The sequence below is a fragment of the Microvirga sp. 3-52 genome (genome assembly GCF_018383585.1).
In the GTDB taxonomy this organism is placed as follows: Bacteria; Pseudomonadota; Alphaproteobacteria; order Rhizobiales; family Beijerinckiaceae; genus Microvirga.
In genome coordinates this window covers 42549-60607 of record NZ_JAHAMK010000010.1, presented here as the reverse complement: position 1 = coordinate 60607, position 18059 = coordinate 42549, and the positions used below count along the sequence as shown (strand labels likewise).

Annotated in this window: 19 protein-coding genes and 1 other RNA gene; 9 read left to right on the top strand and 11 right to left on the bottom strand. The window is 64.4% G+C overall.

Annotation, left to right across the window (positions count from 1 at the left end; translation table 11 throughout):
- Positions 1–947 precede the first annotated feature (947 nt).
- Positions 948–1850: an NAD(+) diphosphatase gene (gene nudC, locus KHP60_RS10240; protein ID WP_213563797.1), complete on the bottom strand. Its 903-nt coding sequence runs from the start codon at positions 1848–1850 to the stop codon at positions 948–950.
- A 4-nt stretch (positions 1851–1854) separates the two neighbouring features.
- Positions 1855–2265 carry an HIT domain-containing protein gene (locus KHP60_RS10235; protein WP_213563796.1) on the bottom strand — a complete coding sequence of 137 codons (411 nt, stop codon included), beginning with the start codon at positions 2263–2265 and terminating at the stop codon, positions 1855–1857.
- A 372-nt stretch (positions 2266–2637) separates the two neighbouring features.
- On the opposite strand from KHP60_RS10235, the gene ffs reads away from it, so the two are divergent.
- From ffs to KHP60_RS10200, 7 genes are all read left to right on the top strand, one after another.
- An RNA gene (gene ffs / locus KHP60_RS10230) (signal recognition particle sRNA small type) lies at positions 2638–2736 on the top strand.
- Positions 2737–2762: 26 nt separating this feature from the next.
- Positions 2763–4583, top strand: a complete 1821-nt coding sequence (locus KHP60_RS10225; protein WP_213563795.1) for a DNA polymerase III subunit gamma/tau — start codon at positions 2763–2765, stop codon at positions 4581–4583.
- A gap of 15 nt (positions 4584–4598) precedes the next feature.
- Complete coding sequence (locus tag KHP60_RS10220; RefSeq protein WP_213563794.1) at positions 4599–4919, top strand: YbaB/EbfC family nucleoid-associated protein; 321 nt, start codon at positions 4599–4601, stop codon at positions 4917–4919.
- 69 nt (positions 4920–4988) lie between these two features.
- Positions 4989–5594, top strand: coding sequence for a recombination mediator RecR (gene recR, locus KHP60_RS10215; protein ID WP_213563793.1), 606 nt, complete (start codon positions 4989–4991; stop codon positions 5592–5594).
- A 313-nt stretch (positions 5595–5907) separates the two neighbouring features.
- On the top strand, positions 5908–6750 hold the full coding sequence (gene dapD / locus KHP60_RS10210) for a 2,3,4,5-tetrahydropyridine-2,6-dicarboxylate N-succinyltransferase (protein WP_213563792.1): 843 nt from the start codon (positions 5908–5910) through the stop codon (positions 6748–6750).
- 4 nt (positions 6751–6754) lie between these two features.
- Positions 6755–7912 (top strand): succinyl-diaminopimelate desuccinylase, encoded by a 1158-nt coding sequence (gene dapE, locus KHP60_RS10205; RefSeq protein WP_213563791.1) that lies wholly within the window; start codon positions 6755–6757, stop codon positions 7910–7912.
- A gap of 107 nt (positions 7913–8019) precedes the next feature.
- Positions 8020–8610, top strand: a complete 591-nt coding sequence (locus KHP60_RS10200) for a hypothetical protein (protein WP_213563790.1) — start codon at positions 8020–8022, stop codon at positions 8608–8610.
- Here the strand turns inward: KHP60_RS10200 and truA are convergent.
- From truA to def, 4 genes are read right to left on the bottom strand one after another with little or no spacing between them, the layout of a single operon-like run.
- On the bottom strand, positions 8602–9351 hold the full coding sequence (truA, locus tag KHP60_RS10195; protein WP_213563789.1) for a tRNA pseudouridine(38-40) synthase TruA: 750 nt from the start codon (positions 9349–9351) through the stop codon (positions 8602–8604). The genes KHP60_RS10200 and truA overlap by 9 nt on opposite strands.
- Position 9352: 1 nt before the next feature.
- On the bottom strand, positions 9353–9847 hold the full coding sequence (locus tag KHP60_RS10190) for a GNAT family N-acetyltransferase (RefSeq protein ID WP_213563788.1): 495 nt from the start codon (positions 9845–9847) through the stop codon (positions 9353–9355).
- 8 nt (positions 9848–9855) lie between these two features.
- Positions 9856–10788: a methionyl-tRNA formyltransferase gene (fmt, locus tag KHP60_RS10185; protein ID WP_213563787.1), complete on the bottom strand. Its 933-nt coding sequence runs from the start codon at positions 10786–10788 to the stop codon at positions 9856–9858.
- Positions 10785–11303 carry a peptide deformylase gene (gene def, locus KHP60_RS10180; protein ID WP_213563786.1) on the bottom strand — a complete coding sequence of 173 codons (519 nt, stop codon included), beginning with the start codon at positions 11301–11303 and terminating at the stop codon, positions 10785–10787. Before def ends, fmt begins: the two co-directional genes overlap by 4 nt.
- An 87-nt stretch (positions 11304–11390) precedes the next feature.
- Here def and KHP60_RS10175 point away from each other — a divergent pair, with 87 nt between their 5' ends.
- Positions 11391–12578 carry a DNA recombination protein RmuC gene (locus tag KHP60_RS10175; RefSeq protein ID WP_213563785.1) on the top strand — a complete coding sequence of 396 codons (1188 nt, stop codon included), beginning with the start codon at positions 11391–11393 and terminating at the stop codon, positions 12576–12578.
- 109 nt (positions 12579–12687) lie between these two features.
- Positions 12688–13191 (top strand): ferritin-like domain-containing protein, encoded by a 504-nt coding sequence (locus KHP60_RS10170; protein ID WP_152713562.1) that lies wholly within the window; start codon positions 12688–12690, stop codon positions 13189–13191.
- Positions 13192–13582: 391 nt separating this feature from the next.
- On the opposite strand, the gene KHP60_RS10165 is transcribed toward KHP60_RS10170, so the two are convergent.
- The 5 genes from KHP60_RS10165 to KHP60_RS10145 form a co-directional block, all read right to left on the bottom strand.
- Complete coding sequence (locus KHP60_RS10165) at positions 13583–14314, bottom strand: pyrimidine 5'-nucleotidase (protein ID WP_213563784.1); 732 nt, start codon at positions 14312–14314, stop codon at positions 13583–13585.
- Between the two features lie 83 nt (positions 14315–14397).
- Positions 14398–15303, bottom strand: a complete 906-nt coding sequence (gene argB, locus KHP60_RS10160; protein ID WP_213563783.1) for an acetylglutamate kinase — start codon at positions 15301–15303, stop codon at positions 14398–14400.
- 76 nt (positions 15304–15379) lie between these two features.
- Positions 15380–15748, bottom strand: a complete 369-nt coding sequence (locus KHP60_RS10155; protein WP_213563782.1) for a DUF423 domain-containing protein — start codon at positions 15746–15748, stop codon at positions 15380–15382.
- Positions 15745–16401: a ribosome biogenesis GTP-binding protein YihA/YsxC gene (yihA, locus tag KHP60_RS10150; RefSeq protein ID WP_213563781.1), complete on the bottom strand. Its 657-nt coding sequence runs from the start codon at positions 16399–16401 to the stop codon at positions 15745–15747. The genes KHP60_RS10155 and yihA overlap by 4 nt, the downstream gene beginning before the upstream one ends.
- Positions 16402–16473: 72 nt before the next feature.
- Positions 16474–18030 (bottom strand): CHAD domain-containing protein, encoded by a 1557-nt coding sequence (locus KHP60_RS10145; RefSeq protein WP_213563780.1) that lies wholly within the window; start codon positions 18028–18030, stop codon positions 16474–16476.
- Positions 18031–18059 lie beyond the last annotated feature (29 nt).

Below are 18059 nucleotides of genomic sequence, written 5' to 3'. Positions count from 1 at the left end.
GCCAGGGCTTTCGCGCTCTCCGGCCGGGCATGACACTGTCCTGGGTCGCACCCGCTTTCGTCCTACACCGGCCTTCGTCACACCCTCTGCCGTCATGGCCGGGCTTGACCCGGCCATCCCGATGCTGAGAGGCGCGGCGCTTCAGGCATCGGGATCCCCGGCACAAGGCCGGTGATGACGTGGAGGAGGTGATGACGTCGAGGGAGTGGTCAGGCCTGTGAACAATGTTCTCACTTTGTTCTTGACACTGTGTTGCACTTGAGCTATAGAGTTGCCTTAGATCGGTTCCTGACGAGGGGCGCGCTCGAGGCGTTCGCAGCGAAGGGAACCGGCACGGTCCTGCGGCAGGCCTCGCAAGCCTGGGAGCGCAGGAGGCCGACCTTGGGTCTCGTCCCAGCTGGTCCGCCTGAAAAGAACCGTGCGCGAGGTGCCGTCCGGCTCTTCCATCTCACACATCCACATCGAGCCGGGCTGCCCATCGCGCCACCCTCGATCAACCTCACGGCTCAGGGCTCCCAAGCCCTGGGCCTACGGGTGCTGGCTCTGTGAAACACATCAATCCCGCGCCCGACATCACACCCACCACGTCATGGCCGGGCCTGAACCCGGCTATCCCAGTCGGACGAGCGCCGCGCTTCAGGCATCGGGATCACCGGGACAAGCCCGGTGATGACGTTGGAGGGGAGTGCCAGGGCTGAGGGTACGAGAGCCGGACGGCGCAAGCCGATCGGGATCGTGAAAACCGGCCCGGCACCGTCATCCCGGCGAAGGTCGGGACCATCACCGCTGACGGTGCAGACAGAAGCGCAACGCTGCTCGCCCGTTCCTGAGCCGTCGCGGTTCTGGATCCCCGCCGGCGCGGGGATGACAGTGTGGGCGCGGCGATGACGGCGAGGTTCAGGCGCCGCCCTCCTTGCGCGATCCCGGATGACGCGTGTCGATTGCGCTCATTCCTTCACCCATTCCCGGACGAGGTGGTTCGCGATCGCGATGGGCGAAGGCGCCAGGTAGTTCTCGTGGGTGCCCTCCAGCATGCGCCGCACGTCATCCTTCGTGAACCAGCGGGCATCCTCCAGTTCCTCCCCGTCGAACGTGATCTCGTCGGTCAGTGCCTCGCCGATGCAGCCGATCATGACGTTGGACGGAAACGGCCAGGGCTGGGAGGTCATGTAGCGCACCGCGCCCACCCGGATGCCGGCCTCCTCGAAGGTCTCCCGCCGGACGGCGTCCTCGATGGTCTCGCCGGGTTCGAGGAAGCCCGCGAGGCAGGAATACATCTTCTCCGCGAAGCGCGGCTGGCGGCCCATGAGGCACTTGTCGCCCCGCGTGATCAACATGATCACCACCGGATCGGTGCGGGGGAAGTGCTGGGCGTTGCACGCCGCGCAGTCGCGCCGGAAGCCGGCCTGGGCGGGTTGCGTCGGCGCGCCGCAATTGGCGCAGAAGCGGTGCCGCCGGTGCCAGTCGAGCAGGGATTTCGCCATGGCGAGCAGGCCGAGTTCTTCCGCAGGAACGAGCCCTCGCACCGCAATGGAGCGCAAATCCACGACTGCGAAGGCCGGATCGTCCTGAAACAGCTCCGCGGCCTCGGGTGCCGCCAGGGTCGCTACAACGGGGCGATCCTGCAGGGTGCCGAGAAAGACCAGCTCCTGATGGGCCGGGAGGCGGCTCAAGACCGAGGTCGTCAGGAGGCTCGTTCCCGGCTCCCCGGCGCGAAGGACCGGCAGGTCGCCGGCCAGGATCACCATGGCGGCATGCGGGTCGCTCGCCGCCTTGGCGAGCGCCTCCGGGTCCCGCTCGGTGCTGTGGCGGACGAGCGGGTTCGTGATGTAGGCGATGGGTCGGGTCATGGGATCAGGCTGCCGCGAAAAGAGTGGCGGCGCGCTCGATCAGAGCGGTCGCCGCATGGTCGGGATAGGGGGTGCGGGCGCCATGGCCCCAGACGGGGCCGGGCCAAGCCGGATCGGAGCGGAAGCGTCCGATCACGTGCACATGAAGCTGCGTCACGATATTGCCCAGCGCACCCACATTCACCTTGTCGGGTTTCGAGAGCTCCAGCATGACCTTGGTGGCGATGCGGATCTCCTGCATCAGCTGAACGGATTGCTCCTCCGAGAGATCCGTCAATTCGCTCGCCCCCACGATGCGGGGCACCAGCACGAACCAGGGAAAGCGTGCGTCGTTCAGAACCAGGACCGATGAAAGGGCGAGGTCGCCGACGGGGAGCGTATCGGCTTCGAGCCGGGAATCGAGCTTGAATGTCATGGCGCTATGTAACCGAGCCTGCGGCTTCGTGTCAGCCGTCGTCGTTCGTCATATCAGACAGAGCGCGGACGCACCCCAGCTCTCAGGCAAGGTGATCCTCGAGGTGAGCCCGCCCAGTCATACCCGCCGGCGTCATGGCCGGGCTTGTCCCGGCCATCCCGATTGTGTGGAGCGCTACGCCTTTCGGATCGGGATCACCGGCACAAGGCCGGTGATGACGTCGAGAGTGTTGCGAAGCACGGATCCCGACTCTCCGATCCGACCCTCTACTCCTTGCCGCGAGGGGGAGAGAAGCAATCGTCCGCCTGTGATCATCGGGGAAGGGCCTCCTTTCCAACTTGCGTTTCTTCAGCGATACGCCCATATAGCCGGTGGGAGGTTGGCGAGGGACGTCTCACTCGCCAACCGGGTCAGGTCCGGAAGGAAGCAGCCCTAACGAGACCGAACGGGTCTTCGTCCAGCCTCCCACCTTAAGATTCCCCAAAGCCTTGCAGTCGATGGACGATACCACAGCCGGCACGCCCCTGAACGACGAGCCGGCCCTGCCGGGCTTCCCCGCCGCGCCCGCTCCCGCCGCGCCGGCCTCGCCGTATCGCGTTCTTGCCCGCAAATACCGCCCCAAAACCTTCGACGACCTGATCGGTCAGGAGGCGATGGTGCGCACCCTCTCGAATGCCTTCGAGACCGGTCGCATCCCGCAGGCCTGGATGCTCACGGGTGTCCGCGGCGTCGGCAAGACCACCACGGCCCGCATCCTGGCCCGCGGTCTCAATTATCAGAAGCAGGACGGTTCCGGCAGCCCGACGATCCACATGCCCGAACTCGGCGTCCATTGCGAAGCGATCATGGAATCGCGGCATGTGGACGTGCTGGAGATGGACGCCGCGTCCCATACGGGGATCGACGACGTCCGCCAGATCATCGACGGCATCCGCTATTCGCCGGTCTCGGCCCGGTACAAGGTCTACATCATCGACGAGGTTCACATGCTCTCGGAGAAGGCGTTCAACGCCTTTCTGAAGACGCTGGAGGAGCCGCCGCCGCATGCGAAGTTCATCTTCGCCACCACCGAAATCCGGAAAGTGCCCGTCACGATCCTGTCCCGCTGCCAGCGCTTCGACCTGCGCCGCATCGAGGCGGACAAGCTCGTGGCCCATCTCGGCCGCATCTGTAATGCCGAGGGTGTGCAGGCCGATGCTGAGGCGCTCGCCGCCATCGCCCGCGCGGCGGAAGGCTCGGCGCGCGATTCCCTGTCGCTGATGGACCAGGCCATTGCCCACGGGGCCGGCGTGGTGACGCCCGACACCGTGCGCGACATGCTGGGGCTCGCCGACCGCACCCAGGTCATCGATCTCTTCGAGGCGGTGATGCGCGGCGACGTGCCGGCCGCTTTCGCCGGGTTGCGCTCGCAATACGATGCCGGCGCGGACCCGGCCGTGATCCTCTCCGATCTCGCGGCCTTCTCGCATATCGTCACCCGTCTCAAGCTGATCCCCGAAGCCGCGAGGGATCCCGCTCTCTCCGAGATCGAGCGGACCCGCGGCACGGATTACGCTCAGAAACTCTCCGTACGGACCCTGTCGCGCGCCTGGCAGATTCTCCTGAAGGGCATTCCCGAGGTCCAGGCCTCGAACCGCCCGATCGCGGCCGCGGAAATGGTCATCGTGCGCCTCGCCTATGCGGCCGACCTGCCGACGCCGGACGAGGCGCTGCGCGCCCTGAAGGACGGCGCACCGGTTCCCGCGGGCGGCCCGTCGGCGCCCACACCCCGGCCCTCCGGTCCCGCCACCTCCGGCAACATGGCGCTGGCGACCTCTCAAGCCCATCCGCAGCCGCGCCCCCAATCCGCTCAACCAGAGCCGACCATGCGCCTGCGCCGCTTCGAGGACGTGGTGGCGCTCGCCGGCGAGAAGCGCGAAATCGTGCTGAAGGCGCAGCTCGAACGGGATGTGCGCCTCGTCCGCTTCGAGGAGGGCCGCATCGAGCTCAGTCTCACCGAGACCGGCAGCCGCACCATCGCCAACGATCTGACCCGCGCTCTCCAGCAATGGACGGGAGAACGCTGGATGGTGGCTCTGTCGTCGGAAGAGGGGGGCGCGACCCTCCACGAGAAGGCGGTCGCGGCCGAGCGCGAGCGCAAGGAAGGCGCTGCCAATCATCCCCTGGTGCAGGCGGTGCTGTCGAAGTTTCCCGGTGCGCAGATCGTGAACGTGATCGAGCGAGCGGAGAAGCCGGGCGAGGATGCGGAAACGGAAATCCTCGGCGAGGCCGACGCGCTGGCCGCGCACGAGGCCGAGGAAGACGACGATCTGTTTTAAGACAAGGATACGGTCATGAAGGACATCATGGGACTGATGAAGCAGGCTCAGGCCATGCAGCAGAAGCTGCAGGACGCCCAGGCCGAGCTCGACACTCTCGAGGTCGACGGCACCGCCGGCGGCGGTGTCGTGGCCGTGAAGGTGACCGGCAAGGGCAGCCTCAAATCCATCAATATCGATCCCTCGCTCATGAATCCGGACGAGAAGGAGATCCTCGAGGATCTCATCGTGGCCGCCATGAACGACGCCCGCGGCAAGGCCGAGCGGATCACGCAGGAGCGCATGGAAAGCCTCACCAAGGGCCTTCCGCTGCCGCCCGGCCTGAAGCTGTTCTGAGCATCGTGCGAAGAAGTGGTTCCCGGTTCTTCGCGTCGAACGGTGCGACAAAAGCAAAAGAGAACCTGAATGGCCCAGCACGTTGCCGGCCCTGAGATCGAGCGCCTGATCCAGCTCCTCGCCCGCCTGCCGGGTCTGGGGCCACGCTCGGCCAGGCGCGCGGCGCTTCACCTCATCAAGAAGCGGGACACGCTGCTCAACCCGTTGAGCGATGCCATGCGCGTCGCCAACGAGCGCATCGTCGTGTGCTCGTCCTGCGGCAATGTCGATACGTCCGAGCCCTGCACCATCTGCCGTGATCCCAAGCGCGATCCTTCCATCCTCGTGGTGGTGGAGGACGTGTCGGATCTCTGGGCCCTGGAGCGCTCGGGCGCGGTCAGCGCCAAGTACCACGTGCTCGGCGGCGTGCTCTCGCCGCTCGACGGCGTGCGTCCCGAGCACCTGAACCTGGAGCGCCTCGTCGCCCGCGCCTCGGTGCCGGGCGTGAACGAGGTGATCCTGGCGCTGAACGCCACGGTCGACGGGCAGACCACGGCCCATTACATCACCGAGCTTCTCGGGCATCTGCCCGTGAAGGTGACGAAACTCGCCCATGGTGTCCCGGTCGGTGGCGAACTCGATTATCTCGATGAAGGCACGCTCTCCGCGGCGATCCGGCAGCGCACGTCGTTCTAATTCAACAGCGCCTCTTCCTTCGTCATCACCGGCCTTGTGCCGGTGATCCCGATTGGAAAAGCGCGGCGCCTTTCCCAATCGGGATGGCCGGGACAGGCGCGGCCATGACGCGATGGTGTCATCCCCGGCGGCCATAAGGCCGGGAAGGGGATCCACGATCAAGCTCTGAGCTATGGATTCCCTTCCCCTCCGCTGCGCTTCGGCCGGGAATGACAATGCGAGACTCAAGTCGAGCAGCAGGCAGATGATCACGTGACAGGCCCGACCGTCGTTGCTATCAGGCGGCAACGAAACCCCTTGCCCCGAGTTGCCCATGTCCGCCACCGATCTCGCCCGTACCATCGATGCCGCCTGGGAAGACCGGGCCAATGTAAGCCCCTCCACGACGGGCGCCGTGCGCGAGGCCGTCAATGAGGCCATGCACCTTCTGGATTCCGGCAAGGCCCGCGTCGCCGAGAAGACCGGCGACGCGTGGCAGGTGCATCAATGGCTGAAGAAGGCAGTGCTGCTGTCCTTCCGCCTCAACGATATGGGCATCATCAAGGGCGGACCGGGCAACGCCGTCTGGTGGGACAAGGTGCCCTCCAAGTTCGACAACTGGTCGGAGACCGAGTTCAAGGCCGCAGGATTCCGCGCGGTCCCGAACTGCACCGTGCGGCGTGGCGCCTATATCGCGCCCGGCGTTATCCTGATGCCGTCCTTCGTCAATCTCGGGGCCTATGTGGACGAGGGCACCATGGTCGACACCTGGGCGACTGTCGGTTCGTGCGCCCAGATCGGGAAGAACGTGCATTTGTCGGGCGGAGTCGGCATCGGCGGCGTGCTGGAGCCGCTCCAGGCCAATCCCACGATCATCGAGGACAACTGCTTCATCGGCGCCCGCTCGGAGGTGGTGGAAGGCGTGGTCGTGGGCGAGGGCTCGGTGCTCTCCATGGGCGTGTTCATCTCGGCCTCGACCAAGATCATCGACCGCAACACCGGCGAGGTCTTCGTCGGCCGCGTGCCTCCGTATTCGGTCGTCGTCCCTGGCTCGCTCCCCGGCAAGCCGCTTCCGGACGGCACGCCCGGCCCGTCGCTCTACTGCGCCGTCATCGTGAAGCGCGTCGATGCGCAGACCCGCGCCAAGACGGGCATCAACGAGCTGTTGCGGGACTGATCCGATGGAACGCTCACCGCTTTCCCTCGCCCAATCGCTCCTGCGCTGTCCCTCCGTGACGCCGGAGGAGGGCGGGGCGCTCGGCTTCGTCGAGAGTGTCCTGAAGGCGGCGGGATTCGAGGTCCATCGGCCGGTTTTTTCCGAGCCCGGAACGCCGGATGTGGAGAACCTCTATGCCCGCTATGGCACGGGCGAGCCCTACCTGCTCTTCGCCGGACATACGGATGTGGTGCCGCCGGGCGATGCGGGCCGGTGGACGCATGATCCGTTCGGCGGCGAGATCCATGGAGGCGAGCTCTACGGGCGCGGTGCGGTGGACATGAAGGGCGGCATCGCCTGCATGATGGCGGCGGCGCTCGACTTCATCCGCGACAATCCCGGCTTCAAGGGGTCCATCGGCTTCCTGATCACGGGAGACGAGGAGGGGCCGGCCATCAACGGCACGGTGAAGCTCCTCGAATGGGCAAAGGGGCGCGGCGAACGGTTCGACCATTGCATCCTGGGCGAGCCGACCAATCCGAACCAGCTCGGCGACATGATCAAGATCGGGCGGCGCGGGTCGCTCACGGGCAGGATCGTCGTCGAGGGCAAGCAGGGGCACGTGGCCTACCCGCATCTCGCGGACAATCCCATCCCGGGCATGATGCGCCTGCTCGAGGGCCTCCTGAAGGAGCCGCTCGACCGGGGAACGGATCATTTCGACGCTTCGAACCTCGAGGTGACCACCGTCGATGTGGGCAATCCGGCGTCCAATGTGATCCCGGCGGCGGCGAAGGCGACCTTCAATATCCGCTTCAACGATCTCTGGACGCCGCACAGCCTGGAGGCGGAGATCGAACGTCGCCTGCGCGAGGCCGCCGGCAACACGGTGCGCTTCGCCCTGACGGTGGAGCCGACCAACGCGGTGGCCTTCCTCACGACGCCGAATGAATTCGTGGGCTTCATCGCCGATGCCATCAAGGCCGAGACCGGCTCGCAGCCGAAGCTCTCCACCACCGGCGGGACGTCGGATGCTCGCTTCATTGTGAAGTACTGCCCGGTCGTCGAGTTCGGGTTGGTCGGGCAGACCATGCACCAGATCGACGAGCGGGTGGCTGTAGGTGATCTAGACCGGCTGGCAGTGATTTACCGGAAAGTGCTGGATGCCTATTTCGTCGCGTGAGTACGGATCGAGAGCCTTGACTATTTAGACTAAAGTCGAAGATCGGCCGGAACGTTTTGCCAGCTCCGTCCATTTCCGAGGCAATCATCTTCGGAAAGAGACCGGTCATGATCGTCACGGCTGATGAGGTCAATCGCTCGTTCAGGGGAACGCTGGACCTGCTCCACAGCAGGTCCGAGGGTCTGAAATCCTTCGATATGAGCGAGCGCGGCTTCTGGCGCTCCTTCACGGCGATCTGGCTGACGCTCCCGGCCTATGTGGTGTCCCTGGCGTTCGAGCGCCTCCGTCTCGGTCTCCTTCAGCCTGACAGATCCCTTCTCGACAATGTCTGGATTGATCTCGTGGTGGCGCTGGGCCATGTGGCGGGATTCCTGGCCCTGCCGGTCGCCATGATCTGGATCGCCCGATGGTTTCGGCTCGAGAAGGCCTATGTGCCTTTCGTGATCGTGACGAACTGGGTCTCGGTCATCGGCATGCTGGTGCTGTCGGTGCCGGCCATGCTGATGCTTCTCGGCTGGGCGCCTCCAGGGCTCGCCAGCCTCTTCAGCCTCGCTTTTGCAGTCATCATCGTCAGGATGCAGTGGTTCGCCACCAAGGCGACCCTGGGGCTCGCGAGCGTGCCGGCCCTTGGGATCGTCGTACTCGGCATCGTGCTCAATTCCTTCGTCGGAACGGCGATGCGGAGCCTGTTAGGCTAAGTCTGGATAATCGACGCCAATCAAGTAAAGACCGGTGGGCGGTGCCATCGGTCCGCAGCGCTTGCGATCCCGTGCATCGAGTGCTGCGCCCACATCTTCCACCGACCAGCGCCCCGCGCCGGCGCGCTCCAAGGTTCCCGTTATCGAGCGCACCTGATGATGCAGGAACGAGCGGGCGGAGGCATAGATGCGGATTTCGTCGCCGATCCGTTCCACGTCGAGCCGGTCGAGGGTCCGTATCGGGCTGTTGGCCTGGCATTCGGCGGCACGGAACGTGGTGAAATCGTGCCGCCCGATCAGCAGTTGCGCGGCTTCGTGCATCACGTCCGCATCGAGCATCCAGGCCACGTGCCAGACGCGGGCCGCATCAAGTGTCGGGCGCGCACGACGGTTCAGGATCCGGTAGACGTAGTGGCGCTTCACAGCGGAGAGACGGGCGTTGAACGTCTCGGGGACGATTTGCGCCGCGAGAATGGCGACGGGGGCAGGTTTCAGATGAGCGTTGGTGGCATCGCGTACCGTGTCTGGCCGCCACTCCTTCTCCAGATCCACATGGACGACCTGATGGGTGGCATGAACGCCCGAATCCGTCCGTCCGGCGCAGTGGATCCGTACGGCTGAACCGGTGAAGCGCGCGATGGCATCCTCCACCGCCTGCTGAACGGAGAGACCGTTCGTCTGATGCTGCCAACCGGTGAAGGGCGTGCCGTCATACTCGACGACAAGCTTGTAGCGAGGCATGTTATTCCAGTTCTACGAAGGCCTGGGCATAGGAGACCGAGCCATGGGCCTCTTTCCCCTTGTCGGAAAGAGCGACGGCCTGGAGATAGGGCCCGTCATAGGGCGTTTTCAGTCGTTCCGCCAGACGCGGCGTGAAGCCAAAACGACCGTAGTAATCCGGCTCTCCCAGCACCAGGACGAGATCGTAGTTCTTCTCTGCTAAGCGCCTCAGGCTGTTCCGGACGAGAGTTGCGCCGATACCCTGCTTCTGGAAGGAGGGAGCGACTGCCAGTGGAGCCAGAACCGCCGCTTTGATGGAAGGTGTCTCGTGCAGGGTCAGGCGAGAATAGGCGATATGGCCGGCCGGCTCATCCGCAAAGGCGATCACGGACAGGATCAGATCGCCATCCTTGTGCATGTGCTGCACGAGATCGGCCTCCGCCAATTGCCCGAACACAGCGGAATAGATGGCGTAGAGCGTAGGAAAATTGGCGGATTCCTCCAGGCGGATCCCCATGCTGGACCTCACGCAAATTTGGCGCCCGGACCAAGTCTCACACCCCGCAGGAACTCTTCGAAAGACACGGGTCCCTTGCCGGCACGCTGCACCTGAATCAGGCGGATAGCCCCTTCGCCACAGGATATCGTACCATCATTGTCGATCAGTGTCGCGGGTGAACCTGAACCCTGTCCCAGGGTTGACCGCAACACCTTCACGCGTTCCCGGCCCTTGCCGAAATCGGCGATGAAGAAGGCACCCGGGAAAGGTGAGAGCCCACGAATGTGATCGTGAACGGCCTGAGCAGGCTTCGACCAGCCGATCAGCGCCTCCTCGTTCTTGAGCTTGTGCGCGTAGGTCACGCCTTCCTCGGGCTGAGGCGTGAAGCCCAGGCCTCCGCGGGAAACGGCGGCGAGCGCCCGCACCATGAGGTCGGCTCCGAGAACCATGAGCCTGTCGTGCAATTCGCCCGCATTCATGTCCGGCGTGATCGCCACCCGCTCGACCATGGCGACAGGGCCGGTATCAAGGCCCTCTTCCATCTTCATGACGGCGACCCCAGTCTCCCCGTCGCCCGCCATGATCGCGCGCTGGATCGGCGCCGCCCCGCGCCAGCGGGGGAGGAGGGACGCGTGAAGGTTGAGGCAGCCCAGTTCCGGGGCTTCCAGAACGGCTTTCGGCAGCAGCATGCCGTAGGCGACCACTACCGCCACATCGGCATTGTGGCTGCGAAAGATCTCGGAGGCCTCTTCCGTGCGCAGGGTCTTCGGCGTCAGCACGGGAAGTCCGAACCGATCCGCCATTGTATGGACAGGGGACGGCTTCAACTCCATGCCACGGCCGGCGGCTGCGGGTGGGCGGGTATAGACGGCGACTACGTCATGGCCCTGGCCAACGATCTCGGAGAGGGTGGGCACGGCGAAATCGGGCGTGCCCATGAAGACGACGCGCAGGCTCATGCTCCTGCCTCGCGCTTGGCGGCCTTCTTGAACTTGGTCATCACCCGGTCGCGTTTGAGCTTCGACAGGTAGTCGATGAACAGAACGCCGTTGAGGTGGTCTATCTCGTGCTGCACGCAGGTCGCCAGGAGCCCATCCGCATCCTGCTCGATCGTCTCGCCTTGCAGGTTCATGTAGCGGAAGCGCACCCGGTCAGGCCGCTCGACCTCCTCGTAATATTCGGGGATCGACAGACAGCCTTCCTCGTAAACACGCTTCTCCTCCGAGGCCCAGACGATCTCGGGGTTGATGAGCACCATCGGCTGATGCTCGTCCTCCGATTTCGACACGTCCATGGTCACCATGCGGATTGGCACGCCGATCTGGATGGCCGCCAAGCCGACGCCCGGGGCGTCGTACATGGTTTCCAGCATGTCGTCCGCCAGCCGGCGGACCTCGCTCGTGATTTCCTTAACGGGCTCGGAAATCAGGCGGAGTTTCGTATCGGGGATGATGATGAGGGGTCTGATGCTCATGATCGCGGGAGATAAGCGGTTGGACGAGGATGGTCAAATCGTTCGTCTTATGTTCGGATGCTGCCGTCAACCGGAACTATAGGCTCCATGAACGACGTCGTCCTGATCCTCGGCAAGACATCCCTGACCTGGGGGCAGGTCGTCACGGGGATGGCGGGGTTGAGCCTCGTTCTGCTGCTGCTCGTGACCGTTCTTCTCCTGCGCACGCGCCGGGAGAGAGCCCTGGAGGCGGCCGTCGCGGCCGAGCGGGCGCGGGAGATGGACGACAAGGTGGCGGAACTCACCCGCGTGCAGTCAGAGATGACCGGGCGGATGCGGACCATCGCGGAGGTCTTCGGTACCCGCCAGAGCGATTTCGTGCGGATGATCTCGGAGCGAATCGATGGATTGCAGCACCGGGTCGGGCAAGGGCTGGAGGCGTCCACTCGCCATCAGACGGAGAATCTGTCCAGGCTGAACGAGCGTCTCGCCGTGATCGACGCGGCGCAGCAGAATCTGACGAACCTCACCGGCGAGATCGTAGGGCTGAAGGACATCCTCTCCAACAAGCAGACCCGGGGCGCCTATGGGCAGGGCCGAATGGAGGCGATCGTCCGCGATGGGTTGCCGGCCAATGCCTTCGAGTTCCAGGCGACCTTGTCGAACCGCACGAGGCCCGACTGCCTGGTGCGTCTGCCCGGCGACGAGCGTGGGCTCGTGATCGATGCCAAGTTTCCGCTGGAGGGCTTTACCCTTTTCCGGGAGGCCAAGGGCGATGAAGCCCGCAACCGGGCGGCGACCAAGGTCCGCAGCGACATGCTCGTTCATGTGAAGGACATCGCGGAAAAGTATCTGATCCCGGGCGAGACCCAGGACATCGCGATGCTGTTCGTCCCCGCGGAGTCCATCTATGCCGACCTGGCCGAGCATTTCGACGATGTGGTCCAGAAGGCGCATCGCGCCCGTATCGTCATCGTGTCGCCCTCGCTTCTGACGCTCGCCATCCAGGTGATGCAGACACTGGTCCGCGATGCCCGAATCCGCGAGGAGGCGAGGGTGATCCAGGTCGAGGTGCAGAAACTCCTGGAGGATGTGGAACGCCTCGACGCTCGGGTGGCGAAGCTCGATACCCATTTCCGGCAGGCACAGGACGATGTCTCGCAAATCCGGGTCTCGGCCGACAAGATCGTCAAGCGCGGACAGAAGATCGAAACCCTGGAATTCGACGAGGGCGAAGCGGAAGTCCGGGCCGAGTGGCTGCGCCTTCAGGGCCGGAACCTCCGGGCAGTCGAATAGACCGGGAACCGCCTTTCGCCCGTAACGTTCTCCTCAGGCTGAACGATGCGCCAAGCAGACGATGGCGCTCGCATGTTGGCATATCTCAGAACACGGGAAGGATCGCGCTATGGGCCTTTTGTCAAAGGACATCAAGTCGTTGGATGATCTCTTCATCCATACCCTGCAAGACATTTACTACGCCGAACAGCAGATCACGAAGGCGCTGCCGGAGATGATCGAGAAGGCCAGCGACCCGCAACTGAAGCAGGCCTTCCAGACCCATCTCGGCGAAACCCAGCAGCAGATCCAGATGGTCGAGCAGGTGTTCCGCATGCATGGACACGACCCCAAGGGCGTGACCTGCCCGGCTATCGACGGCATCATCGACGAAGCCCAGGAAATTGCCGGCGACATCGACGATCCGCAGGTTCTCGATGCGGCGCTCCTGGCTGCCGCTCAGGCCGTGGAACACTATGAAATCACCCGCTACGGCACGCTCGTCGCCTGGGCCAAGCAATTGGGCCGCGAGGATTGCGCCGGTGTCCTGCACCAGATCCTGGATCAGGAGAAGGCCACGGACCAGAAGCTCAACCGGATTGCCGAGAGCAAGATCAACACGAAGGCTGCGTAAGTTCTTCGTCACTTGGAATGGGAATGGCCTCCGCAAGGAGGCCATTTTTATATCGACCCGTCCCTAACCCGTCACGGCCGTCCCGGGACGTGATCCGGGATCAGTCCCGGCCATCCCGCTTCCGGACCCCATCGCCCTCATCCTGAGGAGCAGCCGTGAGGCTGCGTCTCGAAGGAGGATTTCAGCAGGCACAGGACTCTCCTTCGAGACGGTCGCTGTGCGACCTCCTCAGGATGAGGGCGAGCGAGACGATCGGCATCACGGCCGGTGACACCCACTCCCGTCATGGCCGGGCTCGTCCCGGCCATCCCGATGCCGTGAAGCGCCATGCCTTTCCAACCGTCATCACCGGCACAAGGCCGGTGATGACGGGAGATTATCGTTTCCGGCCTTATTTCGCGGGCAAAGCATAGGCGCGCAAAAAATCCGCCAAGTCGTTGGTGATATAGTCGATGTCCGGCGTCCGGACCGCCTCCTGCTCGAAGCTTTCCCGGAACGGGTCGAACGTCTTGGGAACGATGAGCGTGGTCGTCATGCCGAGTTCGTGCGGCACGCTCAGGTTCTTGGCGATATCCTCGAACATGGCAGAGCGGGCCGGCTCCACCCCGTGCTTCTCGAGGAAGATCTCATAGGCGCGCCGGTCCGGCTTCGGCACGAAGTTGGAGGCGGCGATGTCGAATACGTCCTCGAAATGGTCGAGAATGCCGATCTTCTTCGCCACATTCTCCGCGTGCTTGCGGGAGCCGTTGGTGAGGATGAGCTTGCGGCCGGGCAGCTTCTCGATGGCCTCGCCTAGGCTGTGGTTCAGCTCGATATCCGTGTGGTCGATATCGTGGGCGAAATCGAGAAAGTCGTGCGGATCGATGTCGTATTCGTCGATGAGCGCCCGCAGGGTCGTGCCGTATTTGTGATAGAAATACTTCTGCAGCGCCTGGGCGGACAGGCCATCGAGGCCGAAAAGGTCGGTGATGTAGAGGGTGATGCGCTGGTCGATCTGCGGCCAGACCCTCGAGGTGTGCGGGTAGAGGGTATTGTCCAGGTCGAAGATCCACGTCTCCACATGGGAGAATTGGCGGGAATCGGAGGACGACAGGTGGTTTTCGGCAGATGGCTTAGCGTTCATGGATCCCAAAGACGACAATGGGGCCGTGCGGCCCCACTGAGAAATATATAGGCGTTCTCGGCCGATCCGTGAAGGGCGACGCTTTAGCCCCTCCGGATCAGCGTGCCCGCGCCGTGGTCGGTGAACAGCTCCAGCAGCACCGCATGCGGTACCTTGCCATCGAGGATGACCACGGCCTCCACGCCTTTCTCCAGGGCATAGATGCAGGTCTCGATCTTCGGGATCATGCCATCCGTGATGGTTCCGTCGGCGATCAGGCGCCGGCAATCCTCGATGGTCATTTCCGGGATGAGGTTCTTGTTCTTGTCGAGAACGCCCGGGACGTCCGTGAGCAGCAGGAGGCGCTTGGCCGTCATCGCGCCCGCGATGGCCCCGGCGAAGGTATCGGCGTTCACATTGTAGGTTTGGCCGTCCTGGCCGGTCGCGACCGGAGCGAGGACCGGGATCAGCTCAGCCTGGAGCACTTGGTCCAGAACCGCCCGGTTCACGTGTTCGGGCTCGCCGACGAACCCCAGATCCACCACCTTCTCGATGTTGGAATCGGGATCCATCGCCGTACGGGTCACCTTCCGGGCGGTGACCATGTTGCCGTCCTTGCCGGAAAGACCGACTGCCTTGCCGCCCTCGACGCCGATCCAGCCGACGATCTGCTTGTTGATGGAGCCGGCAAGAACCATCTCGACGACCTCGACCGTGGCCGCATCGGTGACGCGAAGACCGCCCTTGAACTCGGACTTGATGCCGAGCTTTTCGAGCATCCTGCCGATCTGCGGCCCGCCGCCATGGACGACGATCGGCTTGATGCCCGATTGCTCGAGCAGGACCACGTCTTCGGCGAAGTCCTCGGCTGCCGCACGGTCACCCATGGCATGGCCGCCATACTTGATCACCACCACCTGCTGGTCGTAGCGCTGCATGTGCGGCAGGGCCTGCACAAGCACCTCGGCCTGCACATGAACGTCGGGGAGGGGCGTGGACGGATCGGACATGGACGGCTCCGGCGCGGGGATCAGGATCAAACGGCCTGCCTTCTAGCCGAAGGACGGGCTGCTGCAAACAGAGACTTCAGGCTCTAAGGCGAAGAAGGGCGGAGATGCCGACCAGCAGCCAGCCGAGCATGAGGAGGATGCCTCCCGTGGGCGCGGCCCTGGGGAAAAGCGCCGCGCCCGAGAAGGCCCGGCGGGAGAGGTCGCCGCAGAACAGGATAAGCCCGAGAACCAGCACGTAGCCGGCGATCTGGGCCAGCATGGGGTTCACCGCTCCGGCTGCCATCAGCGCCACGAGCGCGAGCAGGGCAGGGGCATGGAAGAGCAGGAACTGCGCCGCGGTGGCGAGGTTCCCTCCCGTGACGTGGGCCGCGGCGGCCGAGAGGCCGACACCGAAAAGTCCTGAGAGGGAAGCAAGGACGAGGAGGATCCGGGCGGCGAGATTCATCCCGCGCCCCGTTCGCTCAGGAGCCGCGCCACTTCGGCCCTGAGCTCCGGGATGCCGAGGCCCGAGCGGCTGGAGGTGGCGAGGATCTCAGGGAAGGCGGCGGCGCGCTTCTCGATCTTCTGCACGGTGTCGGCGATGCGCTTATCGAGCTCGTCCCCCTTCAGCTCGTCCGCCTTGGTCAGGACGATCTGGTAGGAGACGGCCGCCGTGCCGAGGGTCTCCAGCACCGTCTCGTCCACCGCCTTGATGCCATGGCGGGCGTCGATCAGCACGTAGACGCGGGCAAGGCTCGCCCGCCCGCGCAGGTAGTCGTGGATCAGCTGCGTCCAGGCCTGCACCTTTTGCTTTTCAACGGCGGCAAAGCCGTAGCCGGGCATGTCGACCAGGTGGAAACGGTCGTTGATGTTGAAGAAGTTGAGCTGCTGCGTGCGCCCCGGCGTGTGCGAGGTACGCGCGAGCGTATTGCGTCCCGTCAGCGCGTTCACGAGGCTCGACTTGCCGACGTTGGAGCGGCCGGCGAAGGCGATCTCCACCTTGCTCATGGGCGGCAGGTTCTTCAGGGAATTCGCGGCCCAGATGAAATCCGCCTCGCCGGCAAAGAGCTTGCGGCCGATCTCAAGGAAAGGGTCGGTATCGGGTTGCATATCGGTCATGAGGGTCCTTATCGGCGCTTGGTGCCCGGAGTTCAAGGCATCTCGCTCAAGCTTTTCCCATCACTCGAGGCATCAAGCCCAGAACGGCTCCGCCCTCACGAGTGCCCTGGAGGCCTTTTCGGCCCGGGGCAGGAGTTTGCGGACGCGCCGCCTGGTGTAGCCGGCGGCCTTCCGAACGGGTTTCCGGAACGGCGGATCGAGAAGGGTCCGGCCCACCTCGATATCGTTCAGCTTGCCCAGCACGTCCTGCAGGCCCTCAAGAAGATCCAACATCGCCTTGCGGTTTTTGCGCGCCGGAACACCCGGAAACAGGGTGGCGAGGAACTCCACCCCATAACGCAGCTTCTTGATGCGAATGCGAAGCTTGTGGCGGGCCTTTCCGTCAAGATCGGCCATCCGGCGCGCATCTTTTCGGATCCGTTGCCAGCGACGCGAGAATTCCCGGGTGGCCCGGGTCCGAGCGGGCAGCTCGCGCGCGGCCATGATCGCCGGCTTGGGGCGCTTGAGCCATCGGCCGGATTCGATCCAGGTGGCGGCTTTCAGGATCGTTCTCATGAAGCGGGGTTTGGACAGGGTTTCCAGGAGGCTCGCGAAGGCTTCCCCGCGCAGCCGCTCGGCTTCCGCCAGCACTGGGAGGCTCATGTCCTTCTCGTCCGCTTTCCGCAGCCTCGCGATCAGAACGTCGAGATCGCGAACCGGGGCGAGCCTCTTCCCCGCCCAGCGGAGTTCAGCCCTGATGGCATCGCTGTCTCGATCCCGCAGCATCGGCTTGAACAGCGAAATCGACGCATCGAGCCGCCGGAAGCCCACGCGCATCTGATGCAGCAGCTCAGAATCGTCCCTTCGGCGCAGAAGCGCTTCGTTGCGAATGATCTGAAACAGGCAGGAGCGCGCAATCATCTGAAAAGCCTCCGCGCACGAGGCCGTGGTTGGAACGACGATCCTTCCGGCTTTAACAGGCGCGTTGTCGGCTTGGCCGAGCAGTCTGTAACCGCGTTCCGATTTCGTGATGGGAGAGAGGTGAAACGGGATGCTGTCGACGAGATCGTCGGCGAGGGCGAAAAGGGCCGACGGATCGCCGCCCTTCAGTTCGAGTTCGACCTCGCAGAATTGCTCGGCGCCGGAGTCGGTCGATGCTTCGGCTTCGTCCAGGGCGAGCTCGATGGTTGCTCCATTGCGCTTGATCTCGAAGGCCTGGCGATCCGTCCTTACCCTGAAAATCGGCCTGATGTCGGCACGCAGGGCCTCGTCGGAGACACGCGCGGCGAGCGGCGTTCCGGCGGCTGCCGCGAGGTCGGGCCCACCACCATCGACCGGAATCTCCCATTCGCCGCGGTCGAGAGCCAGGCCTCGCGCCTTGCGCTCCGATTTGATGGTCTGCGTGCTGCGTCCGTTCTGTTCCCGCACGCGGAGGGTCAGCCCCGCCTTGTGCAGGGCGCCATCCGCCGGATCATAATAGACGGCGTAGAGGGCTCCGCCCTGGTCTGGAGGCATCCGAGCCTGTTCCATCAGCGGGTGATGGAGAAGTTGGCCTGTCGCGTCCGCGGCGAGTTCCAGCTTCAGCTCGATCTCGCTTGCGGTGTCGCGCGCGCCTGCCGGCTTATGCTTGTCCTGCCATCCGGCGTTCATGGCCAGCCGCCGCTCCGGTTTCGCCTGCT